At 52.1% G+C, this 23,241-nt stretch carries 17 protein-coding genes and 1 pseudogene; 2 read left to right on the forward strand and 16 right to left on the reverse strand.

The features are described from left to right. Positions 1 to 55 precede the first annotated feature (55 nt). From menE to DSM2777_RS17900, 7 genes are all read right to left on the reverse strand, one after another. Positions 56 to 1,441 (reverse strand): o-succinylbenzoate--CoA ligase, encoded by a 1,386-nt coding sequence (gene menE / locus DSM2777_RS17870; protein WP_237087788.1) that lies wholly within the window; start codon positions 1,439 to 1,441, stop codon positions 56 to 58. A 1-nt stretch (position 1,442) separates the two neighbouring features. After that, entirely contained in the window at positions 1,443 to 2,414 is a 972-nt protein-coding gene (menC, locus tag DSM2777_RS17875; protein WP_061554739.1) for an o-succinylbenzoate synthase, read from the reverse strand. Then, entirely contained in the window at positions 2,414 to 3,271 is an 858-nt protein-coding gene (gene menB, locus DSM2777_RS17880) for a 1,4-dihydroxy-2-naphthoyl-CoA synthase (RefSeq protein ID WP_025797973.1), read from the reverse strand. Before menB ends, menC begins: the two co-directional genes overlap by 1 nt. A 13-nt stretch (positions 3,272 to 3,284) precedes the next feature. Continuing rightward, the gene (gene menH / locus DSM2777_RS17885) at positions 3,285 to 4,055 is read right to left on the reverse strand and encodes a 2-succinyl-6-hydroxy-2,4-cyclohexadiene-1-carboxylate synthase (protein ID WP_061555432.1); all 771 of its coding nucleotides are present in this window, start codon (positions 4,053 to 4,055) and stop codon (positions 3,285 to 3,287) included. 17 nt (positions 4,056 to 4,072) lie between these two features. After that, complete coding sequence (gene menD, locus DSM2777_RS17890) at positions 4,073 to 5,752, reverse strand: 2-succinyl-5-enolpyruvyl-6-hydroxy-3-cyclohexene-1-carboxylic-acid synthase (protein ID WP_061554740.1); 1,680 nt, start codon at positions 5,750 to 5,752, stop codon at positions 4,073 to 4,075. Between the two features lie 368 nt (positions 5,753 to 6,120). Continuing rightward, a complete protein-coding gene (menF, locus tag DSM2777_RS17895) occupies positions 6,121 to 7,446 on the reverse strand; it encodes an isochorismate synthase MenF (RefSeq protein ID WP_061554741.1) in 1,326 nt (441 codons plus the stop codon). A gap of 148 nt (positions 7,447 to 7,594) precedes the next feature. Then, on the reverse strand, positions 7,595 to 8,107 hold the full coding sequence (locus tag DSM2777_RS17900; RefSeq protein ID WP_046459293.1) for a DUF1097 domain-containing protein: 513 nt from the start codon (positions 8,105 to 8,107) through the stop codon (positions 7,595 to 7,597). 316 nt (positions 8,108 to 8,423) lie between these two features. Between DSM2777_RS17900 and DSM2777_RS17905 the strand changes: the two genes are divergently transcribed. Continuing rightward, positions 8,424 to 9,890 carry a C69 family dipeptidase gene (locus DSM2777_RS17905; protein WP_061554742.1) on the forward strand — a complete coding sequence of 489 codons (1,467 nt, stop codon included), beginning with the start codon at positions 8,424 to 8,426 and terminating at the stop codon, positions 9,888 to 9,890. Between the two features lie 70 nt (positions 9,891 to 9,960). Here the strand turns inward: DSM2777_RS17905 and DSM2777_RS17910 are convergent, their stop codons facing one another. Beyond that, entirely contained in the window at positions 9,961 to 10,845 is an 885-nt protein-coding gene (locus tag DSM2777_RS17910; RefSeq protein WP_061554743.1) for a LysR family transcriptional regulator, read from the reverse strand. 198 nt (positions 10,846 to 11,043) lie between these two features. On the opposite strand from DSM2777_RS17910, the gene DSM2777_RS17915 reads away from it, so the two are divergent. Next, positions 11,044 to 12,543: a UbiD family decarboxylase gene (locus tag DSM2777_RS17915; RefSeq protein WP_061554744.1), complete on the forward strand. Its 1,500-nt coding sequence runs from the start codon at positions 11,044 to 11,046 to the stop codon at positions 12,541 to 12,543. A 74-nt stretch (positions 12,544 to 12,617) separates the two neighbouring features. Here DSM2777_RS17915 and hybE read toward each other — a convergent pair whose 3' ends face one another. The 8 genes and pseudogenes from hybE to DSM2777_RS17955 all read right to left on the reverse strand — a co-directional run bounded on the left by hybE (position 12,618) and on the right by DSM2777_RS17955 (position 22,998). Beyond that, complete coding sequence (gene hybE / locus DSM2777_RS17920; RefSeq protein WP_061554745.1) at positions 12,618 to 13,121, reverse strand: hydrogenase-2 assembly chaperone; 504 nt, start codon at positions 13,119 to 13,121, stop codon at positions 12,618 to 12,620. Continuing rightward, a complete protein-coding gene (locus DSM2777_RS17925) occupies positions 13,111 to 13,605 on the reverse strand; it encodes a HyaD/HybD family hydrogenase maturation endopeptidase (protein WP_046360241.1) in 495 nt (164 codons plus the stop codon). Before DSM2777_RS17925 ends, hybE begins: the two co-directional genes overlap by 11 nt. Then, positions 13,605 to 15,308: a hydrogenase 2 large subunit gene (gene hybC / locus DSM2777_RS17930; protein ID WP_061554746.1), complete on the reverse strand. Its 1,704-nt coding sequence runs from the start codon at positions 15,306 to 15,308 to the stop codon at positions 13,605 to 13,607. Before hybC ends, DSM2777_RS17925 begins: the two co-directional genes overlap by 1 nt. Continuing rightward, a pseudogene (hybB, locus tag DSM2777_RS17935) lies at positions 15,250 to 16,492 on the reverse strand (Ni/Fe-hydrogenase cytochrome b subunit). The gene hybC and the pseudogene hybB overlap by 59 nt, the downstream one beginning before the upstream one ends. Further along, on the reverse strand, positions 16,485 to 17,468 hold the full coding sequence (gene hybA, locus DSM2777_RS17940) for a hydrogenase 2 operon protein HybA (RefSeq protein WP_046459283.1): 984 nt from the start codon (positions 17,466 to 17,468) through the stop codon (positions 16,485 to 16,487). Before hybA ends, hybB begins: the two are co-directional and overlap by 8 nt. Before the next feature lie 2 nt (positions 17,469 to 17,470). Next, positions 17,471 to 18,625, reverse strand: coding sequence for a hydrogenase 2 small subunit (gene hybO, locus DSM2777_RS17945; protein ID WP_046459282.1), 1,155 nt, complete (start codon positions 18,623 to 18,625; stop codon positions 17,471 to 17,473). A 673-nt stretch (positions 18,626 to 19,298) separates the two neighbouring features. Continuing rightward, positions 19,299 to 21,662 carry a glycoside hydrolase family 31 protein gene (locus DSM2777_RS17950; protein WP_061554747.1) on the reverse strand — a complete coding sequence of 788 codons (2,364 nt, stop codon included), beginning with the start codon at positions 21,660 to 21,662 and terminating at the stop codon, positions 19,299 to 19,301. 28 nt (positions 21,663 to 21,690) lie between these two features. After that, a complete protein-coding gene (locus DSM2777_RS17955; protein ID WP_061554748.1) occupies positions 21,691 to 22,998 on the reverse strand; it encodes an MFS transporter in 1,308 nt (435 codons plus the stop codon). Positions 22,999 to 23,241 lie beyond the last annotated feature (243 nt).

Genomic DNA, 23,241 nt, shown 5'->3' on the forward strand with positions numbered 1-23,241 from the left:
ATGCTTGAAACTACAAATGCAAACAGGAGCCTTTAGGCTCCTGTTTTTTTCTATCTTATTCAACGTTTGCCAGCCAATTGGCTATCTGCTTGCGTGAGATTTTAATCCCACCTTGTTTTAGCGCTTCTGGCAGCAGGTAATAACGAACAGGTTGTTGAAATCGAGCGAGCTTGCCTTGAGTCCACTGCGCAAGCGAGGACAAATCTAGCCCTTCCCGAACTTCAATCACCGCAACCGGCCGCTGACCAAACTCACAGTCGTCCACCGGCAGTACAAACGCCTGCTGAATATCAGGATGAGTCAGCAACACGCGCTCAACATCTTCGGGCTGAATGCCTTCACCGCCGCTGAAAAACAGATTGTCGAGTCGGCCAATAATTCTCAGCTCGCCATTCTGCATCTCGCCACGGTCGCGGGTATGAAACCAGCCGTCTGCATCGGCTAACGGGAATAAATGCCCATCGCGCCAATAGCCAGACGCCATGTTATCGCCCCGCAGCAGAATTTCACCGTCAGCCAGCATCAGTTCACGCCCCGTTAACGGCAGCCCAACGCCGGGTAAAGCATCGGCGCGTTTGGCACATACGGTTGATGCCATTTCGGTTAAACCGTAACCGCACCAGCAGCGGATACCACGGGCTTCTGCCTGCTCGGTTAAATCAACCGGGATCATCGCGCCGCCGAGCAGAACATCTTTCAGCGTCAGCGTGGTTTCAGGCTGATTCAACAAACGCCACAGCTGGGTAGGCACTAACGATGCGTGAGTACAGCCGCGTAGCGCGTCATCCAGCGGATGCATATTGCGCACCGCTAAGCTTGCGCCAGCAAGTAACCAGCGCCACACGATGCCCTGTCCAGAAACATGGAATAACGGCAATGAAAGCAGCCAGCTATCGTCTTGCTCGAAGGGCATCAGTGACAAAACACCCGCCGCACTGGACAGATGCGCCTGAAAACTATGCGCAGCGGCTTTCGGCATGCCCGTTGAACCCGAGGTTAGCGTCAGCGTAGCCAATCGCTGCGCTTGCCACGACGGTAATTCAACAGGATCGCCATTCGACGCGCTCAGCACAGCGATACCCTTTGGCCAACAAAACTCAGCGTCTAAGCTATAGCCATAATCGACATTCAGCAGAGGCAGAAGCTCAGTCAGCAAAGGATCGGGCAGTTGCGGGTTCAGCGGCAGAACCCGTGCGCCGCATTGCAAAACGGCTAAATAAGCCAGCAGCAGCTCAGCGCTGTTCTTGCCTCGAACGGCGACGATGGCATCAGACGTGACGCCTTGGTGCATAAAGTTTGAGGCTAACTGACCGATTTTTTGGTTCAAAACCCGCCAGCTCACCGGCGTACTCTCTAGGAGCAACGCCGTATGTTCGGGAGTGTGACTGGCCCAGTGCTGCCAAGGCCAGTCGGTAAACGCAGGATAAATCGTTGCTGTCATCCTAAGAACGCCATACCACATCTAATGAAGAAACGTCCTGCAACGGTAAGGTGTTTTCCGGCCAAGGGCGGATAAGCTGAGCCTGCATCAGATCTAACGTATCCAAACCGGGCACCGTATTGGGCGTCAACCATGCAGCTACGCGAGCCAGTTGAGTCAGCCCAAGGCTCGATTCAATGCTAGAACTGATAACGGCGTCCAGACCGACCTGATGCGCCTGAGAAATTAGCTGCTGACAGCGCTGCAAACTTCCGGTTAAGGTCGGTTTGATAACAATGGCCGCCACGCCCTCTTCGGCTTCAACGCGGAAATCAGGCTCACGCACGCTTTCATCCCACGCAATCGCAATGCCGGTTTGGCGCGCAAAATCACGCGATTCATCGCGGGTTTTGCACGGTTCTTCCAGAAATGCGATACGGTTGCGCCATTCAGGATTCACATATTTAGCAAACCCATCGGCTTTAGCCCGTGTCCAGCTACGGTTAGCATCCAAACGTAGTTTCAGATCGGGCAATGCCTCGAGCAGCACGTTAACCACCATGCCGTCGCGCACCGCTTCATACAAACCGACTTTCACCTTGGCCACTTTCTCGCCAGGAATAGCTTGCAGCACCGCAAACAATTCGTCTGGGTCGCCGGAGCACAGAGGGGCTTTGCGATAGTTAGCTTCCGTTGGCAACGCGCCTGAAAGCTCAGCCAACGCGCAGCTTAAACCAAAGGCCACCGAAGGCAGCGCATTTTCATTAGGCTGCTGGCCTTCGGCCCACTGCTGCAAATCAGCCAGCACCGCTTCCTGCGCCTGTTCTAACGTCTCATGACTAAACTCAGGCAAAGGGGCGATTTCGCCCCAGCCTTCCTGTTCACCCTCGCGCAGGCACACTATCAACCCGTCACGAGTTTTTAGCCGCTGGTTGCGCAGAATGACGCCTGCATCCATAGGCAGGCTGTAACGGTAAAGTGTGACCTGTCGCATTATGGGTTACGCTTGAATTTAGAGAAATCGGGTTCACGTTTTTCGTTAAACGCGTTGCGTCCTTCCTGACCTTCATCGGTCATGTAGAACAGCATGGTTGCGTTACCCGCCAGCTCTTGCAGACCGGCTTGACCGTCGCAGTCTGCGTTCAAGGCAGCTTTCAGGCAGCGCAGTGCCATTGGGCTGTTGCGCAGCATTTCACGACACCAACGCACGGTTTCTTTTTCCAGATCGGCCAAAGGAACCACGGTGTTAACCAAGCCCATATCCAGCGCTTCTTGTGCATTGTACTGACGGCACAGGAACCAGATTTCACGCGCTTTTTTCTGGCCAACGATGCGAGCCATATAAGAAGCGCCCCAGCCGCCGTCGAAGGAACCGACTTTAGGCCCAGTCTGACCAAAGACCGCGTTTTCTGCCGCAATGGTCAAATCGCACATCATGTGCAGCACGTGGCCGCCACCGATGGAGTAACCCGCTACCGCAGCGACCACTGGCTTAGGACAGGTACGAATTTGACGCTGGAAATCCAGCACGTTCAGATGATGAGTACCGCTGGCATCTTTATAGCCGCCGTAGTCGCCGCGAACCTTTTGGTCACCGCCGGAGCAAAACGCTTTATCGCCTGCGCCGGTCAGAATGATGGTGCCGATATGGTCGTCATAGCGAGCATCAGACATCGCCTGAATCATCTCTTTAACCGTCTGAGGGCGGAAAGCGTTGCGCACCTGTGGGCGGTTGATGGTGATTTTAGCGATACCGTCTGCCGATTTATGGTAGAGAATATCTTCAAAATCAGCAGAGCAGTCCTGCCACTCAATCGGTGCATACAGCTCTTGTTCGCTTGGATACAGCATAGTCAGATTCCTGTTAAAGAAGTGGGGTAAAAAAGTCGCGCACCTGAGCAACAAACTCGTCAGGATTCGCACGATGTGCGTTATGTCCGGCACCTGCAATCGTTCGCACCGGCAAATCAGATTCGGCGGCAAGCTGCTGAAACTTAGCATCACGCTCACCGCATAAATAGACAAAGGGAATAGCCAGCGTTTTCAGCGGCTCGGTGAGCAAGGGTTGTTTGCCCAGCGACGTTGACTCAAGCATTGTAGCCAAAGGTTCGCCGTTCTGCGCCGCGCGCAGTGTCACCAAGCGGTGACGTTCCGGCTCGCTCAGTTCGGCAAATACCGGTTGGCGGTACCATGCTTGAAGCACATCCGACATCGGCTGTTGGCGAAAACGTTCTGCCCAGCGTGCGTCGTTTTCAATTCTGGCCACCCGCTCGGCTTGCGTTTTCAATCCCGGATTACCGCCTTCAACCAGCAACGCTTTTAATCCTTTAGGATGCTGAGCCGCATGGTACATGGCCACACGCCCGCCCAATGAGTAGCCAATCATCGCATAGGATGAAATATCATAATGCGCCAAGGTAGCCTGCAAAGCGGCATCCACGGCGGAAAAACCGTCTACGCAGAGTTGCGCCGAGTGACCATGGCCGGGAAGATCGACCAACAGATGCGAAAACTCGGGTAGCTGAGAGGCAAAAGCCCGCCACTCATTCCCCTCGCCCAGAAAACCATGTAACCAAACTAAAGTCGGAGAAGATCCCGCCTGCGTTTGAGCCGCAATGTTTGAACCGCAAAGGATGTGCGTCGCGGCCAAAATCACAGCGCTTTTACCTGAGCAAGCAGATCGCGCAGCGTTTCCGCACCTTCGCTAGGGGAAACCTGTAGCTCAATAAGCGTGGCCCCCGCACGACGCCAACCTTGCTGCACCGCATCAACCAGCTCATCCCAGCTTTGTGGCTGGGCATAGGCCAGTTTGAACATCGCGGCAGCATGCTGGAACTCCACGTCCTGCGGCATCAAATAAAAGCGTTCACGCTCGGCTTCTGGCGTTGGCAGCATGGAGAAAATCTGGCCGCCGTTGTTATTCACCACGATAAACACCGTTGGCGCAGAGCAGTGACGCAACAGCGCTAACGCATTGAGATCGTAAAGCGCGGAGAGATCGCCAACGATCGCCAGCGTTGGTTTCGCCGTGGCACGCTGCACGCCCGCGGCGGTAGAAATCAGCCCGTCGATGCCGCTGGCACCACGGTTGCTATAAACTGGATATCCCGCGGGAAGCTGAGCAAACGCGTCAATCAGCCGAACAATCAGGCTATTACCCACGAACAGCTGACCATTTTCAGGCAATAGTTCAGGAATACGCTGGGCGACCTGCGCCTCGCCAAAATGTTCATCCAGATATTCCGTCACGCACTGCTGGGCAGTATCTGCCAACAGTTCCAACTCTGGTGCCCACGGCGCACGCGGCTGCGCGGGATGCAGCGCCAACCAATCCGCGATAGAGGCGATCACGCGGCGGCCATAGTGATTCGCTGGATCTAACCGCCCTTCCAGCGGATCGATCAACCAATATTCTTGCGGTTCGCAACTGGCCTGCCACTGCAACAAACGCTTACCCGTTAGGCTGCTGCCAAATTGGATTACCACCTGCGCCTGCGCTAATAACGCCTGAGATTTTGGATTCGCCAGCCATAAATCCGCGCACGGTAAAGGTTGGCCGCTCTGCGATAAGACGTCGCCAATCAGCGGCCAGCCGAGCAGTTCAGCCCATTGAGAAACTTGATCGCCCTCTTCGGCGCTCATTCTGCCTGCTAAGATCACACCGCGTTTTTGTCGCCAGTAAAACCAGTCGGGCTGTTTTACCGCAGTGCGCGCATGCAGATCTGTTTCGCGCAGCCACGGACGAGGATCCTGCCACCATTCACCGAGGGTATTCGACCACGCATCGGCGGAACCATCGTCATCACCGTACAGCGGTTCAGCAAAAGGACAGTTCACATGTAATGCGCCGTGGCTCAGCTGCGCCATCGCGCTGTCAATAGCCGAAGCCAGCCAGCGAGCGGGAATATCAGGCGTCGGCCTTGGCAGATTCAGGGTTTGTTTAGGATGAGATGCAAAAATACCGTTTTGACGAATGGCCTGATTAGCACCGCAGTCGATAAGCTCTGGCGGGCGATCGGCGGTCAGCATGACCAAACGTTCACCGGTCAGGCCTGCTTCAATCAATGCAGGATACAGATTCGCAACCGCTGTGCCCGATGTGACAATAACGGCAACCGGCTCGCCGGAAGCTTTCGCCAGCCCAAGCGCCAAATGGCCCAAGCCCCGCTCATCAAAATGCGTATGACAAATAAGCTGGGAATTAGCCGCCGCCGCAAGCGTCAGTGGCGTAGAACGGGAGCCGGGAGCAATACAGATATGGCGAACACCGTGGCGGGTTAACGCCTCCAGTAACAACGCGGCCCAGTGGCGGTTAAATACACTTGTCGACATGGCGGCTCAGCAGTCTGGTTAAAAAAGGGTTTTCTCAGCTTAGTCCACTCCCCGAAACCCATCTGGGCTCGAGAATGATAAAGCCGTTAATTTGTTCGCAATTTGAAGGTCTTACAAAACTATGTCTTACAAAACCATAACGTAGAGTAACTTCATGTTTTTGAAAGAAAATCAAAAGGGATTATGCGTGCAATATGTTACACCAGCGAGCACAAGACCACAATCAGCTAAGGGGAGTATATGAAGTCAGGAGATCTCTCTGACTTTTGAGTTGCAAAGATAAGAAAGGGAGGTAATGGAAGGAAACAGCATGCGCCATAAAGACTCGCGACACGGAGCCCTTATGATCGGCGCAATATTTAACCAGATTATAGCGAAATATCACTTTCCAGCAGAGTTCTCAAACCAGCCGCTTTGTTTTCAATCTCTAGCCACTCTTGTTCGGGATCCGATCCCGCTACGATACCCGCTCCGGCATACAGGTGGATATGGTCATGTTCAATCAGCGCCGAGCGCAATGCCACGGCAAACTCAGCCTGATCCTGCGACAAATAACCTGCCGAGCCCGCATACCAGCCGCGATCGAAAGGTTCATCCTGCATAATAAACTGGCGCGCGGGTTCACGCGGTAATCCGGCTACGGCAGCGGTAGGCTGCAAGCGGCGCAGACAATCAGCATCGTTCGACTGCACCAGCGTGGCATGGATAGGCCGACGCAAATGCTGAACTTTACGCAAACGGATAATTTCAGCTGGCATCACATCGAGCGCTTGCGCCCCACCCTGCAAGCGCTGGCAAATATCATCCACCACCAATAAATTTTCGTGCTGGTTTTTTCGGTCTGACATCAGCCACTGCGCGTTTTCTTGCGCTTGGGCATCGCTATTGCCGCTGGCTACGGTGCCTGCCAAGGCCTCCGTTTCCAGCGATAGGTTTTGGCGACGATACAATCTTTCCGGCGAAGAACCTAAAAACGCCCGCTCCGGCGCTAGCGCCAGCATGAAGTGATAGCAACGATGGTTAACCGCACGGCTTGCCGCTAAAAATTGGGCGGCGCGCAGCGGTAGCGAAAGTTTTAACGTGGTACGGCGTGCCAGTACCACTTTTTCAAACGCTTTGTGCTCAATTTCGGCCAGCGCATTGTTGAGTAAATCACACCAAGCATCATGATCGGGTTGATGATGTGCAGCGAGGACGTCTGTGTGTAATATCGGCAATGGCTGAATGGCGCACAGCGCAGCTAAATCACGCAGCGCGAGCTCCAGATCTTGCTTCAGCGATGCCTCACCGTACAGGTACACCACCAGCTCCGCCTTACCGGCATGACGCATCAGCGCGATGCGCGGCAAAAACAGCAGGCTGTTAATCGTGCCGTAGCCATCCAGCTCAACTTGACCAAACGCGTTTAGCCCCCAAATACGTAGCTCAGGGCAGCCATTTTCTTGCACAAATTTCTGAGCCTGCTCGGCGTCGGTAAACGTGCGCACCGCACCACACACCGCGGCTTCTTCTGCGCCATCGCGGTGTCGCCAATAGAATTGCGGGAACAGCGGCTGCGACGCCAACCACTCCAGCATTTGTGTTCCATCTTTCAAACTGCAAGGCAGCGCAATACGTACCAGCCCCGATTGCTCGGCAGCGGCTTGGCGTAACAAAGGAATGATGCGTTCTACCAGGACGGAAAGATGAACCACGACAACCTCGAGCGGCTTTAAGAAGAAGTGAAGAATTATACGGTGGATTGATAAGAAGGAAAGCAACCAGAAGAGTTATCGCCACAGCCAGCGAGTAAGTGGTGAAAAACCCGCCAGCTGTTAACATTTGAAGGGAAAAAAATGCGGATTAATGAACTTCTTGGCTCGCCGCTTCTGCCTGCGCTTCCACTTTTTGCCGATCTGCCTGACGCTGTTTACGTGCCGCCAGCCACAATCCGCTGTTTTTCATCGCATAGCCAAAAACTAAGCCCACTAACAGCGAAGGAACCACCATCTGCCAATCGCCGTTTGCTGCGAAGGTTGCACACGCGCCGATAAAGGTACCGGGTACAAATGCCAGCCAGCGCTGTTGCGCCTGAATGCACATCAGAAAAGCCACGATCCCGGTCAGTACGTAGCCTAGGATCGTCCACTCTGGGCGTAGAGCCCCACCATAAATGATCACTTCAGCCCAGAATACGCCGCTCAGCAGCGTGCACAGGCTGATGCCAAAACCCTTTAATCCGCCCTGCGGACAGGCGAAATAGGCAGTACAACCGAGAAAACCCGCCCAGCTTAACAGGCCAAGGCTCACGGCGACCCAGCCCCAAATGCCAGAAAGGATGCCGGTGGTGATGGCAATAGCAACCAAAACATTCATGATGGAAATCTCACGTATTCAAAAAAGTAGTTTACCGATGGGAACAGGATATTCATTGACTGGCATCACAAATACAAAGTGACGTGTTTATATGATTACATTTTATTGTGATTTTAATCACAAATAAAGCTGTTTTTTTCGCCACCTCGCGGCCTAGCGCCTCACGAAAATGGACACTTTACCGGCCAATCTGGCCATAAAACCAGACAGCCACCCTCCAACAGAATCGTGCCCGTTCATTGTCATATCAAAATCAGAGGCATAGGTTAAAAGCCTAAAAAACTTCTCTCACGCATGACGAAAGGCCACCATTCCGATGAAAAAACACATTCTCTCCGCCGTCATTCCCGCTCTACTGGTTCCACCCGCAATGGCATGCACCACCATTTTGGTGGGTAATGAAGCCTCCAGCGATGGCTCTTTTATCGTCGCGCGCAATGAAGACTATTCCGCCAACAACCCGAAACACTTCCTGATTCATCCTCGGGTTGAGCATCAAAAAGGGGAATTTAAGTCCCACGCCAACGACTTTACCTATCCATTGCCGGAAACTTCGCTGCGCTACAGCGCGATATCAGATTTTGACACCAACGATTTATCCATGGGTGAAGTTGGATTTAATGAAGCGGGCGTTGGCATGACCGCAACCGAAACCATCTATAACGGTCAGCAGGTGCTTAAGTTCGACCCTTACGTAGAAAAAACCGGCATCACCGAAGACGCTATCGAAAACGTGATCCTGCCGAGGATCCATAGCGCACGGGAAGGTGCGGAACTGCTGGGTAAAATCATTGAAGAAAAAGGCGCCGGTGAAGGGTTTGGCGTGGCTTTTGTTGATGAACATGAAGTTTGGTATTTAGAAACCGGCAGCGGTCATCAATGGATGGCCACCAAACTGCCGCGTGACCAATACTTTGTTTCAGCCAATCAGGGACGGTTAAGAAATTATAACCCTGAGGATAAAGCCAACTATCTGGGGTCAAAAACGCTGATTAGCTTTGCTGAACAGCACGGTTTATACAACCTCAAAGACGGCGAGTTTGATTTCCATAAAGCCTATTCGCAAGACGTTGAGAACGATATCACCTACAACTATCCGCGCGTTTGGACAGTGCAACACATGTTCAATCCAGAGCTGAAAACCACCATCACCGATGGCACCGCGTTCCCCGTCTTCTTAAAACCCGCACATAAAATTTCCGTTGCTGATGTTCAGTCCGCGCTGCGTAATCACTATCAGGGAACGGCGCACGACCCGTATGCCAACAACAATCCCAAAGAGCCTTATCGCCCGATTTCCGTATTCCGCACCCAAGAATCTCACGTACTTCAGGTGCGGCCAAAACTCCCTAAAGCCATTGGTGAAGTGGCCTACGTTGCCATCGGCATGCCGTCGCTCAGCGTTTATGTTCCCTACTACCAAGGCATGGAGCACTATCTTCCTGGCTATGATAAAGGCACCGACAAATTCAGCAATGATTCAGTAAGTTGGAAATATCGCCAGCTGCAAACGCTCGTGATGCAAAACTACAACGCTTATGCACCTGAGGTCGAAAAGGCCTATGCCGAGTTTGAGAAAAATACGGCGGTTCAGCAAACGGCGATGGAAAAAGAGTATCTAAAACTCTATCAGTCTCAGCCGCAGCAGGCGCAAAAAGTGTTACAGACGTTTGAAGATAAAGTGATGCAGGACGCGCTGAGTCTGACAGAACAGCTTACTCGCCAAGTCATGACGCAAATGACCCACGACACCGATATGAAATATCACTTCGAAGGCGCATAACAGCGGCGCGAGCAACGAATAATCTAGGCCGGAAGCGTTCGAGAGTTTCCGGCCATCCCTCTCTCCACTTCTAAAACGGATAGCCTTCTTGAATAATTTCCATCATCTCTTGGGTGTAAGGCGTGACGGGTGTTTTCACCAGCGCGGGGAAAAACACCATCGGTGACGGAAAAACTTCAACAACATAGCTATGGCTGAGTTTGCTGGCATCCACCTCTGACGCAGGCAGCAGCGTCGCCGCGGCCAATCCAGACTCAATCCAATCTAGAATCGCCTCCGGCTGGGTGATATGCATAATCACATGGGGATGTTTGCCGCCTTTATGAAAGTGATCCAATAAAATTTCATCGGTTCCAGCATCTTTAGCGCGATGCAATAAAACCAGGGGGAACTGGCTTAGCGCGAGATAGGGAAATGGCGAAACAGGCGCTTGCGCTAACAGCTTGTTAGATATCACTGCCACAACGGGGATCGGAGGAAACGTGATGCAGTCAAATCCCTCAAATTTTCTAGGCTTTTGGATCAGCGCAACATCAATTAATCCCTCATTCAAATGCGATTCAAGATAGCTCGAATCGAGCACCGAAATATGTAATTCAGCATCGGGATTACGCCGGTGTAATTCCAAGAGCAGCGGCTTAAAATAGCGCTGAAATAGATGCGTGAGCCCCACTTTTAAAACTTTGGTTTCACGATTCGAGAGAAGTTTGGTTTCCCGCGCCGTATCTTCTATCTGGCGTAAAATATCGCAGGCTTTGCGATAAAGATAATAACCGGCCTCGGTTGTTTCTAGACGATTGCCATTGCGCACAAACAACGGAGCGTTCAGCTCATCCTCCAGCTCTTGGATCCTTTTACTCAGCGGTGGCTGCGCCATATTCAGCGCCCTTGCTGCTTGGCTAATCGATCCCTGCTCCACCACCTTACAAAAGTATTTCAGCCTTTTCAGATCCACTTACGCGCTTCCCTTTTCATTTTCGCCCCGACGAGTTTCGCATCGCCACACCGCGCTGACAAACACCCCGCGGCAATATTTCGCTGCGAGAACAGAGAGTATCGGTATAGCCACTATGACCGAAACGGTATTGGTCTTGAAATTCAATTAAGAATATATCTATTCCTAACCAACTCCCTCTTATCTCAAGGCAGAATAATGGACAATACCCCGAATAATAAAATTAAAAACCCCATTCATGATTTACGTTCCGCGCTGGATTTTCTAGCCACACAGCCCGGCGAATTAGTCTCGACCGACGTTGAGGTCGATCCGTGTGCTGAACTGTCTGGCGTGTATCGCTACGTGGGCGCAGGTGGAACCTGCCTACGCCCAACGCGTAAAAATGGCCCAGCCATGGTGTTCAACAAAATTAAAGGATTCAACGATATTAGCGTCGCCATTGGTTTGAATGGTTCACGCAGTCGCGTAGGACATTTTCTCAACTGCGAACCAGAAAAACTGGGGCATCTGCTGAGAAACTCGGTGAAAAATGCCGTGACACCCGTGACGGTGGGTGCTGATAAAGCACTGTGCCAGCAGGTGATTCATTTCGCCGACGATGCAGATTTTGACCTACGCAAACTGCTGCCAGCACCAACTAACACCGAAGAAGACGCCGGTCCGTATATCACCATGGGGCTGTGCTACGCCTCCGATCCCGACACGCATGAATCTGACATCACCATCCATCGCCTATGTGTGCAAAGCCGCGACGAGCTTTCGATGTGGCTCACACCCGGTCGCCACATCGATGCCTTCCGCATGAAGGCTGAAGCGCAGGGAAAACCATTACCGATTTCAATCAGCATTGGGGTCGATCCCGCAATTGAAATCGCCGCCTGCTTTGAACCCCCAACCACGCCGCTTGGCTTTGACGAACTGAGTATTGCGGGTGCCCTGCGCGGCCACGCTGTTGAGATGGTGCAGTGCAAAACCATCAATGAAAAAGCCATTGCCCACGCCGAGATTGTGATTGAAGGCGAACTCTTGCCCAATGTACGGCTGCGTGAAGATCAAAACACCAATACCGGCAAGGCAATGCCTGAATTTCCCGGCTATACCGGTGCGGCCAAAGACGCGCTGCCGGTCATTAAAGTCAAGGCCGTGACCCATCGCTTCAACCCTATCTGGCGTACCACCATTGGGCCAGGCGAAGAGCATGTAAATATGGCGGGTATACCCACCGAAGCCAGCATTTTAGATATGGTTGAACGCGCCATGCCGGGCAAACTTCTCAACGTTTTTGCCCACTCCGCTGGCGGGGGAAAATTACTGGCGGTGATGCAGTTTAAGAAAAGCGCCGCCGTAGACGAAGGTCGCCAACGGCAAGCTGCGTTGCTGGCTTTCGCGGCGTTCTCTGAGTTGAAGCACATCATTTTGGTGGATGAAGATGTGGATATTTTCGACAGCGACGACGTGATGTGGGCAATGCAAACGCGCTATCAGGGCGATGTGGATACCGTTTTCATTCCCGGCGTTCGCTGCCATCCGCTCGATCCTTCACAGATGCCAGACTACAGCCCCTCCATTTTGCAAGAAGGGATGTCATGTAAGACCATCTTTGACTGTACGGTTCCGTTCCATTTGAAAGCCCACTTCGAACGCTCTCGTTTCAAAGAGGTCGATGTGAAACGCTTCTTGCCTGATTTTAAATAATCACTGGCAGTAAATGGTGGACAAAAAAATGCAAAAGGCCGGTAAATACCGGCCTTGAATAAGATTATTGACGCTTACCTTTTACGCAAAAATAGCTCTCGTCGAGAAACGCTCACTGGTGTAGCTTCATCCTGCACCGGCAACGACAGCAACATCTTCAACGTATCCGCCACTAACGCCTTGCCTTCATCTGCGCTGATATGCGGTTCAATCGGCGACATCAATGAGCAGGACAACAGCTGACCGGTTTTAGGTAATTCACCGACCATGAACGTCATGTCGCCACGCGGCAGGGAAAGCGCAATTCGCTCGCCGAGTTTGCGCAAAGACCAAACCTGATCCGGCCCCGGCAAAATCACCACGCTTAGCATCCACGGCGTTAATACCGTGCCAAGCCACTGCCCTTCATGCTGCTGCATCTCAACCGCGATCGGCATTTCGGCACGATAAAACGGCAGCGTTGCCATCTCGTCCTGCGCAATCTGTTGGTACTGTTCTACCAAAAGATCGGCAGGATTTTGCTCAAAGCCCCAAAACTCATCGGCACCAATGGCCGTTAAATCATGTTCAGAAGGCATGTACCGCTCCTTTATGCTCGATTTGGCATCCATCGTTACGCAGAAGCTGGACAATACGATCCATGGCTACAGGGATCGCCGCCTCAATCGCCGACGTCAGACCAATATGCGGCTCCAGAGACTCTGGCACCACGCCCACCAGCGTTAAGCGCTGTGGAAACTCATCGGTGAGATGTAACGCAGAAAGCACGTCGCACAGCCCGAGTTGATGCGGTGAAATTTTCCGGCTAAAAAACGCCGGAACTTCGTCGTCACACAGCGTAATGACGCTGCCAGGTGCGCTATCGCTGAGTACCGCATCGGCCACAATCAGATGATCGCGGCTAGCCATGTACTCCATCAGCTCCATGCCCGCGGTTCCGCCATCCATCAGCTCAACGCCCTCAGGAAAACGGAAATCGCGTTCTAGGCGCTCAACGATACGCACGCCAACCGCCTCATCGCTGAGCAATAGGTTGCCAATACCTAAGATCAGCGTATTCATCACAGCACCTTAACCTTGGTCACTTCGCCACCGCGCGTGTCGACCACGTGCACCGCACAAGACATGCATGGGTCGAAGGAGTGCACGGTGCGCACTACTTCCAACGGTTTTTCGATATCTTCGATAGGCGTGCCGATGAGCGCTTGCTCATACGGGCCCGGCTCGTCGTTAGTGTTACGCGGACCGGAGTTCCATGTAGAAGGCACAACCGCCTGATAGTTTTCGATCTTGCCGCCTTTAATCACGATCCAATGCGAAAGCATGCCGCGCGGCGCTTCTTCAAAACCGACGCCGCGATACTCTTTATCTTCCAAAATTTCAGGCTTGATAAAGGCAACGTGATCGCCTTTGCCGATGTTGTCGATCAGCGCCTGCCACTGTTGCAACAGGGTATCTTTCAGTACGCAGCACCGCACCGCACGGCCAATGATGCGTCCCATGGTGGAATGCAACTGCTCGGTTTGTAATGCTTTGCCATTCAGCGTTTTATACAGACCGTTCACTTCGTTGAAGTGTTTCACCGTATCAGGATGCTTAGCCGCCAGTTTCACCAGCAGATCGGCCAGCGGGCCGACTTCTACCACTTTGCCGTAGAAGGTTGGGGATTTAACCCATGAGTACTTACCTTCATCCTGCCAGCCGGTGTAGTTCGGTTCAGTTTTGCCTTCCCATGGTTTCAAGATTGCATCGTCTTTATACCAAGAGTGTTTACAGCTTTCGGCAATACCGTCGATCAACCATTCATCCCGGTGGCTGGTGATTGGGCGATAGTTAGCCATATCACCATTTTCAATGTAGCCACCCGGCAACAGGAAGCTGCCGCCTTTGGCGTCAGTTGGCAGCTCAGGCACGCTTAAATAGTGCTTCGCGCCTTCGCCCAATGACAGCCATTCTGGGTAGTTTGCCGCAATAATTGCCGCATCCACTTTGTAAACCTGCTCAATGAACTCACCCAGACGTTCAATAAACATTTTCACATACATCAAACGTTCCAGATTCAGCACGCTTGGCGCATCCAAATTGATTGGGTTAGCCACGCCACCCACGGCCAAGTTTTGGATATGTGGGGATTTACCGCCTAAAATCGCCACCACGCGGTTGGCATCGCGCTGGCATTCAAGCGCTTGCAGATAGTGGGCAACCGCAATCAGGTTCACTTCTGGCGATAGTTTCATCGCCTTGTGGCCCCAATAGCCGTTGGCAAAAATACCCAGTTGACCACTGGCCACCAAGTCGCGGATTTTCTGCTGTACCTTGGTGAACTCTTCCGAGCTATTCAGAGACCACGTTGAAACACCTTTCAGCATGGCTTCGCATTTTTTAGGATCGGCGTTCAGCGCGGAGGTGATGTCCACCCAGTCCAGCGCCGACAGCTGATAAAAATGCACAATGTGGTCATGGATGCTGTGCGCTGCCACGATCAAATTACGGATATGCTGCGCATTCACCGGTACTTCAGCGCCGATCGCATTTTCCACCGCGCGCACTGAAGCAATCGCGTGAATGGTGGTACATACGCCACAAATACGCTGAACAATCATCCACGCATCGCGTGGGTCGTTACCTTTAACAATCTCTTCCATCCCGCGCCACATGGTGCCGGATGACCAAGCCTTGGTGACTTTGCCGTTTTCAATTTCGCAGTCAATGCGTAGATGGCCCTCGATACGGGTGATCGGGTCGATAGTGATACGTTGGCTCATACTTTAGCTTTCCCTCGGGCCTGATAATCTTTATGTACACGTTCAAGCGATGGCAACACCGGTAAAATCCGGATTAGCAACAAATAGGCACAGACTTCAATCGCCACAAAGCCGACTGAAATCAGAAGTTCTTCTGACGTTGGGAAATAGTGATAACCATTGCCCGGATTGAACGCCAGCAGTGAGTAGTTCATACGCCACAGCGCAGCACCCAGCAGCATACTCAGCGCGCCAAGGAACAGCATGCGCGAATCGCGGCGGAATCTATCCCAATGGAATACCAGCAGCGGGAAGAGCATCAGCCCAATTTCGCACCAGAATGAAATGGAATAGCGGTTCCACTGTGAGAGGTACTCTGACTTATCTCGCAGCACAATTTCCGCGAAGCGCAGCGCAACGAACAGGATCAGGAAAATATCGATAACCTGCGTCAGCCGATAGAACAGCGGTTTTTCATTCGGGCCTTTACCTGCTAACCCAGCCTGTACCAGCGAGCCTTCAAACACCACGATGGAGAAGCCCATAATGAATGCCGTAAGCAATGAGAACACCGGCAGCAGCTCGTAGCTTTGCCATAGCGGATGAATTTTATTCCCCGCGGCAATCATCAACGATCCCATTGAAGATTGGTGCATAGTTGGCAACAGAGCGCCCAGTGCCAGAATGAAGAACATGATTTTATTCAGCCACTTCATTGGCACTTTCCAGCCAAATTTCTCCAGTACGACGGGCGCAAACTCCAGCGCCATCACGCCGATATACACCGTCATACATACCGCGGTTTCAAACAGCACCGACGACGTATTGAAGTGTCCTGGCAGATAGAAATAAGGCAGGTTCCAGTAACGGCCCACGTCAATGGTGATCGATAATCCCCCTAACGAATAACCGAACAGGCTCGCCAACAGCGCGGGACGAACCAGCGGGTGATATTCACCCCGGTTGAAAACATATACCGCCCACGCTAGCGCCCAACCGCCACAGGCAAAACCTGTACCGATCAGCAGGTCGAATGAAATCCACAGTCCCCACGGATAACCGCCGTTCAGATCGGCAACGGAGCCAATCCCGAAGATCAAACGCTTGAGGATGAAAATGCCGCATAGCACCACGAAGGGCGCCATCACCATCACCGGCCAACTGACTAATCGGCCACCTAACGGACTGGCTTTATGTTCACTCATGATCATCATCTCCATCATGGTGGTTTTTGGTGTTACGACGGATCATGACCGACAGGCCCGTCAGAACCACCAGCGGCAAGATCATGCCTTTATAAACGGTATGCTGAATGTGCTCAGAGCGTGCGCCGGTTGAGAGTTCAGCCAGTTTCGGCATGCCTAAGTTTTCATACGGCACCCCCGCCAGCACTAACACCTGCGTTCCACCGCCCTCTTTCTCACCGTAGACATACGGCTGATACTTGGCGAGCGGATGCAGATAGTTATCACCACCGTTCAGAGTTTGACGCGGATAGGCATATTCAACCCCCGGTTTTGCCGCCAGACGCTTTTTGGCCTCAGCCAGCAGATCGTCACGCGTACCAAAGATAACCGCGCCGGTTGGGCAAACTTCGACACAGCCCGGCAGTTGGCCTTTGGTGATACGCTCAAGCCCTTTCTGATCGCACAGCTGGCATTTATGAATCTCACCAAACGGGTTGTGATAGTCATATTTTGGAATGTCGAACGGACATCCCACCATGCAGTAACGACAGCCGGTACAGACGTCTGGGTCGTAATGCACGATGCCGGTTTTGGGATCTTTTTTCAGCGCTTGTACTGGGCACACCGAAACACAGTTAGGGTCGACGCAGTGCATGCACTGTTTTTTGATATAGGCGTAGCCGTTTTCGACCTGATCTTTATTAACGCCGCTACCGTCTTGCCACACCTGAATAATGTTGTTGGTGTAAGGCGTTAATTTGTCGTTGTTAGACCACGTTTGCGGCCCGTTAGGGTTGATCTGGTTTTTGTTCAGCTTTTGACACTCGGCCACACAGGCTTGGCAGCCGACGCACAGCGTTGAGTCATACAGCATGCCGACCGCACCGGGGATCGGCGGTTTGTTTTCCACCGCCGCCTGCGCAGTACTTGATGTCACCGTGCCCGCTGCCACCGCCCCCGCAGAGGCAAACTTAAGAAAGTTTCTTCTATTCACGGTTATTCCCCCCGTGAATCGTGGTGCTCAGCATGGCTTTTCTCAGCGTTTTGGCGCTCCGACTCATGGCGCTTTTGCTGGCGACCAAGCTCACGTACCGTCATCAAGCTGACCCCAATCAGGATCCCCAAAGCGCCGCCAATCAAACCGGTCGCCGTTGGTGAAATATGCCCACCTTCACGGTTGGCCACGCCGGGTTTATCCACGCGTGGCGTTGGGTTTTCAACGTTCGCCAGTTGGAAAATCCCTTTGGTGAAACCAATGCCCTGCTCGTTACAGCCATAGCACGGATGACCAATACCGACCGGCCAGATGCCGCCGCCGATGTCACAGAATTCCAACGTTGAGCAGTTGCCGTAAGTCTCAGGGCCTTTGCAGCCGAGGTGATACAAACACCAGCCTTGGCGATGACCGTAGTCACCAAACTCTTTGGCGAAGCGTCCGGCGTCAAAATGAGGACGACGCTCGCAGTTTTCGTGAATTAAACGTTCATAGGCAAACAGCGGACGATGCTTGCTATCTAACTCAGGCAGCTTGCCGTAGGTGATGTAATACACCACGGTCGTCAGGAAGTTGTGCGGGTTTGGAGGGCAACCTGGGATGTTGATGACCGGTTTACCGATGGCTTCTTCGAGGCTGACAGCACCGGTTGGATTTCCGCCGGTAGCAGGAACACCGCCCCATGCAGCACAGGAGCCAATCGCGATAACCGCTGCCGCATCGGCAGCAGCACGGCGAATATGATCGACAATAGGTTCACCGGCAACCATGCAATAAACGCCACCGTCTTTTAACGGAATGGAGCCATCAACGACCAGAACATATTTGCCTTTATAACGCTTCATCGCGTTATGTTTATTCTCTTCGGCTTGATGTCCGAAAGCCGCAGATAGCACCTCATGATATTCGAGTGAAATAGTATTGAGGATCAGGTTTTCAATTGTTGGGTGCGTAGCACGCAACAGGGACTCAGTACAGCCGGTACATTCTTGAGCACCAATCCAGATAACTGGCGGTCTCTGTGGATTTGTGATTGCCGCAGCCATTTCTGCTGCCGCATTGGAACTTAGCCCTAGTGTAGCGGCCATACCCGCACACAACTTCATGAAGTCACGACGGTTCACACCGTGAGCGGATAGAAAGTTATCCTCAGCCATTCGTAGTATTCCTTAGATGCGCATTCGTCTGGCGGAATGCTTAGGTGGGGAAATGCTAAGGATTAACCCTACTGGTTGTGGTTGATCTTTATCAAGTTGAGAAGGATTAGTAGAAGGTCAACACCAATAATGTGAATAAAACCGATTCAGCGGAAATTAAATAGCACAAATATTCCGCAATATATTATTTTCAGAAATTGAAAATATAGATTTCCAGATTACTTTCGTATGAATTTTCTTAATTTATGGGAATACCTAAATGAGAGTAGTTTGTATTAATGACGGCAAGTTAGAATTAAACAAATTAAATTCATTTAGTTTTATTTATTAAGTTAAATAATTATTTCAGAAGCGGCGTGGAAATAGCATTCCCCTGCCAACTTTCCTTTGGCAACGAGTTGGCAAGACCCCCTCCCAGCCTCCCCCCTTCACAGGGGGAGGAGCAGATTGAGGATCTTACTATCATCGCGGAACAGTTCCCTCTCCTGACAATAAAGTAGGCATTCCCCCTCCCAGCCTCCCCCTTCGCAGGGGGAGGAGCAGATCGAGGATCTTACAAACATCATCGAACGGTTCCCTCTCCTGACAATAGCTCGAGGATCTTACTATCGTCGCGGAACGGTTCCCTCCCCTGTGAAGGGGAGGGTTAGGGTGGGGAAGGGTTTAAACTGACTTAAAGGCTAAAGCTTGTGCACTGCACGCCGTTCACATACAGCTTACGCTGCTCGCTTTGTGGTAGACGGATAACGATTTCCTTCCACGCTGGCTGATAATCACCTTTGCGGGTAAACGTAACGTCTATGCGTTGGTTATCGGAAGCAATCTCCCAGCTAAGCCACAGCGCCTGCCCTTCTCGCCAAGCATAGGTTTCACCATCGTCGTCAAATAGCATGCCGCGATCGCAACCTTTACCCATCGGCGGGAACAGCATCAGTTCACGAGAATCATCTGCGGCAGCATCGACAAATGCGGTACGTCCTGACAGCGGCAACATCGCCCCAGCACGCACGATCAGCGGCAAGCGCTCTAATGGAGCGTCTACGGTGATTGTCTGACCGCCGCTGAACCATTGTCCGGTGTAAAAATCATACCAGCCGCTTTCGTTGGCAGGCAGATAGATTTCACGCTGACGCTGTCCTTGCTCCACCACGCTCGCCACCAGCAGATCTTTACCCAACATAAAATCGTCGGTTTCTGCGAAGGTCGCCGCATCATTTTCATGATCGAGGAAGGTCGGACGCAGCATCGGCTCATCGTTTTCACTCGCCTGCCACAGCAAGGTATAGAAATACGGCAGCAGGCGATAACGCAGCACGATGGCATCACGAATGGCTGGCGTCACCGCCGGATACATCCACGGTTCATTTACCGTGTGATCGTCGTTCCACGAGTGAATGGTAAAGCGTGGGTGCATCACGCCGTTTTGAACCCAGCGAACAAGCAGCTCGGCATCTGGTTTGTCGCCTGAGAACCCACCAACGTCATGACCCACATTATATAAGCCAGACAGACTCATCCCCACGCCCATTCGCGTGTTGTAACGCAAAGTCTGCCAGCTTGTCCGGTTGTCGCCGCTCCACGTTTGGACATAGCGCTGCATACCTGCGCAGCCAGAACGTGAAATCAGATATGGTCGCTTATTTGGGGTGAAACGCTGCTGCGCTTCTAAAGAAGCACGCATCATCAGCAACGGCATCACCGGCCGGATCTGTTTAATCGCAATTTCTTGGCCAAAACCATGACAGCGTGCTTCGCCGTCCCATACTTCATATTCGTTATTATCGTTCCACGTCGAGCCAATACCCATTTCTAACAGCTGCTGGGTAACGTTGTCTTGCCACCACTTCACCGCGGCTGGGTTAGTGAAATCAAGATGGGAACCTTCGTCATCCCAGAACACCGAGCGCTCAGCACAGTCCGCTTCTGAATCACGGATGAATAACCCCTGCTGCGCCACTTCCTGATACTTAGGGTGATCCTGTAACAAACAGGGTTTGATGTTCGCTGCCAGTTTGATCCCCGCGTCGAGGAAAGCCTGCGACATCACCTTTGGCTGAGGCACTTTGTCGTAGTTCCAGTTGAATACATAGCGCTTGTTGTTAATCGAGGTGTAACCCGACGACAGTTGGAATGAGTCGCACGGAATATCGTGCTCACGACACAGCTCGATAAACTTCATCAGCTGATTTTGCGCATCCGGTGCATCGGTGTAATACATGGTTGAGCCGCTATAACCGAGGCTCCATTTTGGCCCAAAAAATGTTTTACCGGTCAGTCGCACAAAGGCTTTAGTGACATCCAGAACCTTTGGCCCAACAAACATGTAATAGTCTAAGTCACCCGCTTCCGCTTGATAGCGGCGATAGGCTAAATGGTAGTTATCCAGCTCATTGCCCAAGTCCAGCATGGTGCTGGTAAGGTTGTCATAAAACAGGCCGAAGCTAACGTCTTCTTTGCGCGTAATCGTGAACGGGATGTGCTTATACAGCGGATCGGTTGACGCCGCGTTATAGCCCATCGCATCCAAATTGCGCATTTCGTAGCGTCCACCGGTACGGTTAAGATCGCCTGCTTTTTCCCCCAGACCGTAGTAGCTTTCGGTTGGGAAACGACGCTGATAATGGGCAACGCCATCACCGTGCGCATTCAGCAAATAAGCGCTGGTTGGACGGTCTGCCGCCAACGGCAGCCACTCACCGGCCTCGTTACAATATTCCCACTCTAACCACAGCGGCTGATGTACCGTGACCCGCATTTTGTCGGTGCTGATACACAGTTCGGTATCACGCTGTACCAGCTCAAAAGTAGGTCGGGTGAAACCCTCGGTGCTTTCACGGTCACGCCCCTCCCACGGCACATCCGTTTGTGTTGCGATACTCCAAGTGCGGTTCAGCGCCAGTTCACCGCGCTGTTTTATCAGCACACGAAACAGCCCTGATTCTAAGATATAGATGCGGAATAAATGCTGACCATCGACTTTTAACTCAACGTGATCGGCTGCTTGGCGATTTAGAATCCAGTTTTTCAACGTTTTCATTCTGTTATTCTTCCAAAAATTTAAAGGATCAGGCCTGACGCGGCTTCTGGCGGCGTTCGGCAATAAAAGCAATCAGGAATACGGCGCCAATCAGGTCAAAGAAGCCCATGGCGATAAATAGCGGGTTGTAGCCGATTTTGTCAGCGGTCACGCCAATCAGCAGTGAGAACAGGAAACTGGCGATCCACGCAAAGGAACCACGCATCCCGTTCACGGTAGCCATTTGGCCTTTATTGAATGATTCAACCACCAAGGCGCTCAACATGCAGGAGATCACCTGATGACCAAAGCCGCCAACGGAAATCAACGCAATGGTGATGTAGGGGTCTTGAGTAATCGCCACCAATGCCAGTGAGATCATCAGGAATGCGCCAGTGACCGAACTGGCTACGATAGAGTTGACGCGAGAAGTGCCAAAGACTTTGGCGTAAATCCGAGTGAGATATCCGCTGGCTACGCTGCCTAAATCCGCGGCCAAAAACGGTAGCCAAGCAAACATCGCAATCTGTTTAAGATCCATGCCGCGTTCGTTAGCTAAATAGAGCGGAACCCAAAAGCTCAGCACGGCCCATGCGGGTTCAGCCATAAATGCCGGAATGGCGATACCATAAAAGCGTTTATTTTTAGATACCGTGGCCAGTGCCTTCAGGAACGGCAGCTTAACCGGTGCAGGTTCGTTATCCTGCTTGATATATTCCAGCTCAGATTTGCTTAAATTCGGGTGTTGATCTGGATTGTGGTAGAACAGCCACCACAGCACGACCCACAGCATGGCCAGAACCCCAGAGAACATAAATGCGCCCTGCCAGCCAAATGAAACATGAGCAACCACGATAATCGGTGGTGCGAGCATTGCGCCAATCGAAAACCCGACGCCAGCCCAGCCCGCTGCAATTGGGCGCTCTTTTTTCGGGAACCATTCACCGATAGTTTTGGCATTGGCTGGCGTTGCCGCAGCTTCCGCGCCACCCATAAAGAAGCGCAGGATCGCCAACTGCATCCAACTGCCCGCTCCCGCATGGAGCATGCACATCAACGCCCAAATCCCAGCACAAATCAGAAATCCAATCTTCAGGCCAATCACGTCGATCAGCCAGCCGCACAGCGGTTGGAAAACGGTATAGGCAATCTGAAAGGCCCCAACGATCCACGAATACTGCTCGGTAGTCATCCCTAGGCTGGTTTTCAGTTCTGGTGCCAAAATCCCTAGCGAGTTACGCGTAATGTAGTTGACCGTAACCCCCAGCAGGAACAGCGCCAACATCCACCAGCGTAGGTTTTTAATCTTGCGTTTTTCCTTTACAGCCACAGCCGGTTGATTCATATCAAGACTCATGGTGATCCCCTGGTCGCAGTAGCAATACGCTGTCGGCTAAACACATTGTTGGTATAGAGCTTTTTGAAATGTGTCTTACCAATGAGAATATCGCTATTTATGACTATATATTTGATTTTTAATTTAATTATCCATTTTTGTGACCAAGATAACGCTTGTAATTGGTCGACCAATTGAGAGTAAAGAAGTTAAAAACGTGGGGATACGCACTTTTTTGCAAGGATTTTCATGCGACTCTTAGAA

Source organism: Obesumbacterium proteus, assembly GCF_001586165.1.
Taxonomy (GTDB): Bacteria; Pseudomonadota; Gammaproteobacteria; order Enterobacterales; family Enterobacteriaceae; genus Hafnia; species Hafnia protea.

Excerpts from the sequence above, each read along its gene's own strand:
- hybC (WP_061554746.1), bottom strand. The coding sequence starts at position 15,308 with ATGAGCCAACGTATCACTATCGACCCGATCACCCGTATCGAGGGCCAT.
- hybE (WP_061554745.1), bottom strand. The coding sequence starts at position 13,121 with ATGCCTTCTGAACATGATTTAACGGCCATTGGTGCCGATGAGTTTTGG.
- DSM2777_RS17955 (WP_061554748.1), bottom strand. The coding sequence starts at position 22,998 with ATGAGTCTTGATATGAATCAACCGGCTGTGGCTGTAAAGGAAAAACGC.
- menE (WP_237087788.1), bottom strand. The coding sequence starts at position 1,441 with ATGACAGCAACGATTTATCCTGCGTTTACCGACTGGCCTTGGCAGCAC.
- DSM2777_RS17905 (WP_061554742.1), top strand. The coding sequence starts at position 8,424 with ATGAAAAAACACATTCTCTCCGCCGTCATTCCCGCTCTACTGGTTCCA.
- DSM2777_RS17900 (WP_046459293.1), bottom strand. The coding sequence starts at position 8,107 with ATGAATGTTTTGGTTGCTATTGCCATCACCACCGGCATCCTTTCTGGC.
- DSM2777_RS17915 (WP_061554744.1), top strand. The coding sequence starts at position 11,044 with ATGGACAATACCCCGAATAATAAAATTAAAAACCCCATTCATGATTTA.
- menB (WP_025797973.1), bottom strand. The coding sequence starts at position 3,271 with ATGCTGTATCCAAGCGAACAAGAGCTGTATGCACCGATTGAGTGGCAG.
- menD (WP_061554740.1), bottom strand. The coding sequence starts at position 5,752 with ATGTCGACAAGTGTATTTAACCGCCACTGGGCCGCGTTGTTACTGGAG.
- menC (WP_061554739.1), bottom strand. The coding sequence starts at position 2,414 with ATGCGACAGGTCACACTTTACCGTTACAGCCTGCCTATGGATGCAGGC.
- DSM2777_RS17925 (WP_046360241.1), bottom strand. The coding sequence starts at position 13,605 with ATGAATACGCTGATCTTAGGTATTGGCAACCTATTGCTCAGCGATGAG.
- hybO (WP_046459282.1), bottom strand. The coding sequence starts at position 18,625 with ATGGCTGAGGATAACTTTCTATCCGCTCACGGTGTGAACCGTCGTGAC.
- DSM2777_RS17950 (WP_061554747.1), bottom strand. The coding sequence starts at position 21,662 with ATGAAAACGTTGAAAAACTGGATTCTAAATCGCCAAGCAGCCGATCAC.